Annotated in this window: 2 protein-coding genes; both read left to right on the top strand. The window is 61.9% G+C overall.

Annotation, left to right across the window (positions count from 1 at the left end; genetic code table 11):
• The first annotated feature begins 58 nt into the window (after nt 1-58).
• Complete coding sequence (locus tag AB1I47_RS33735) at nt 59-1,141, top strand: IS630 family transposase (RefSeq protein ID WP_354687979.1); 1,083 nt, start codon at nt 59-61, stop codon at nt 1,139-1,141.
• A gap of 12 nt (nt 1,142-1,153) precedes the next feature.
• Nucleotides 1,154-1,453, top strand: a complete 300-nt coding sequence (locus AB1I47_RS33730) for a hypothetical protein (RefSeq protein ID WP_354687978.1) — start codon at nt 1,154-1,156, stop codon at nt 1,451-1,453.
• Nucleotides 1,454-1,478 lie beyond the last annotated feature (25 nt).

Here is a 1,478-nt window from a genome sequence, read left to right as displayed (position 1 = left end):
CTAGTACAACATCCCTTAAATAGGTTGAATAATTAATCGCCTCCGATATCATGACGGGATGAGTCGAGGCCGCCATGCAACGCCAGTGAAGCTGGCGAAGAAAGAACAACAGGAACTGCTGTCGCTGATCGAGCGGAAGACGGCTGCGCAGCGAGATGTGATGCGGGCGCGAATCGCATTGTGGGCCCACGAGGGCCATGCCAATACTGTCATTGCGCGGGAACTGGGTGTATCGGTGCAAACGGTCTGCCTGTGGCGCAAGCGCATTGCCCGGCAAGGTGCCCAAGGCATTCGCGAGGGCGAGCGCAGTGGCCGTCCGCCACGTATCAGCCATGAAGCGCGACTACAGTTGATCGCGCTGGCGTGTGAGACGCAGGAACCTGAGGGGCGGGTCACGCCCACGCTCGACGAGATTGTGGCGCGCGCCGTGGAGCGCGGCGTCGTCGGGCAGATCAGCCGCAGCCAGGTGCAGCGCATTCTGCAGGCCGGCGACGTTCGTCCGCACCGGGTCCAGCAATGGCTACATAGCCCAGACCCTGCCTTTCGCGAGAAGGTCAACGGGATTTGCAAGCTGTACCGCAAGGCGCCTCGAAACGCGGTGGTGCTCAGTATCGACGAGAAGACCGGCATTCAGGCCATCGAGCGTAAACACCCGGGACGTGCACCCGCGCCGGGGCGGCTGCGTCGGCGTGAGTTTGAATATGTTCGTCACGGCACCCAGGCGTTGATTGCCGCGCTCGACGTGCATACCGGACAGGTGCTGGCAGACTGCCGCGACCGGCGTACCCAGGGCGATCTGGTGGCCTTCATGGAGCGCGTGGCAAGCACGTACCCGGGCAAGCAGGTGCACGTCGTCTGGGATAATCTCAATACGCATCGCGCCCAGGCTGTCTGGCAGGCGTTCAACGCGCGGCATGATGAGCGGTTTCACTTCCACTTCACGCCGTTGCACGCGAGCTGGGTCAATCAGATCGAACTCTGGTTTGCCCGCTACACGCGCCGGGTACTGCGCCATGCGAGCCACACCAGCATCGCGCACCTGCGCGAGCGCACCGAGCAGTTTGTCCGCGCGCACAATCAGGCGGCACGCCCGTTCAAATGGAGTTTCCGGGGCTATCCGCTGCAAACCGGCGCTTCGTAATCGAGGATCGACATGCCAGCCTTACTCGCCAAACATTACGCTGCTGAATTGCAGCGGCAACTGCGCAGCCTGCTCGGCCACGAGCAGATCATCACGCAAGCCTATGGGCGTCACCTGCTGATCAAACGTCTGGACGACGAGGAGCCGACCGTGGTGGCTCGGCTGACCGAACTCGGCCGCAATCGTTATGGCGCCGCCTTTCGCAGCCATAGCGGACGTTGGGAACCGTTGCCAGGCGCAGGCTCGCTCGATGAGATGGCCCAGGTGGTCGTCGCGCTCCTGCAGCCGTATTTGCAGCCCGATAATTATTAAACCTATTTAGGGGATGTTGTACTAG

This window comes from Cupriavidus necator (assembly GCF_040578825.1).
In the GTDB taxonomy this organism is placed as follows: Bacteria; Pseudomonadota; Gammaproteobacteria; order Burkholderiales; family Burkholderiaceae; genus Cupriavidus; species Cupriavidus necator_E.
This window is presented reverse-complemented; position numbering and strand designations above follow the sequence as displayed.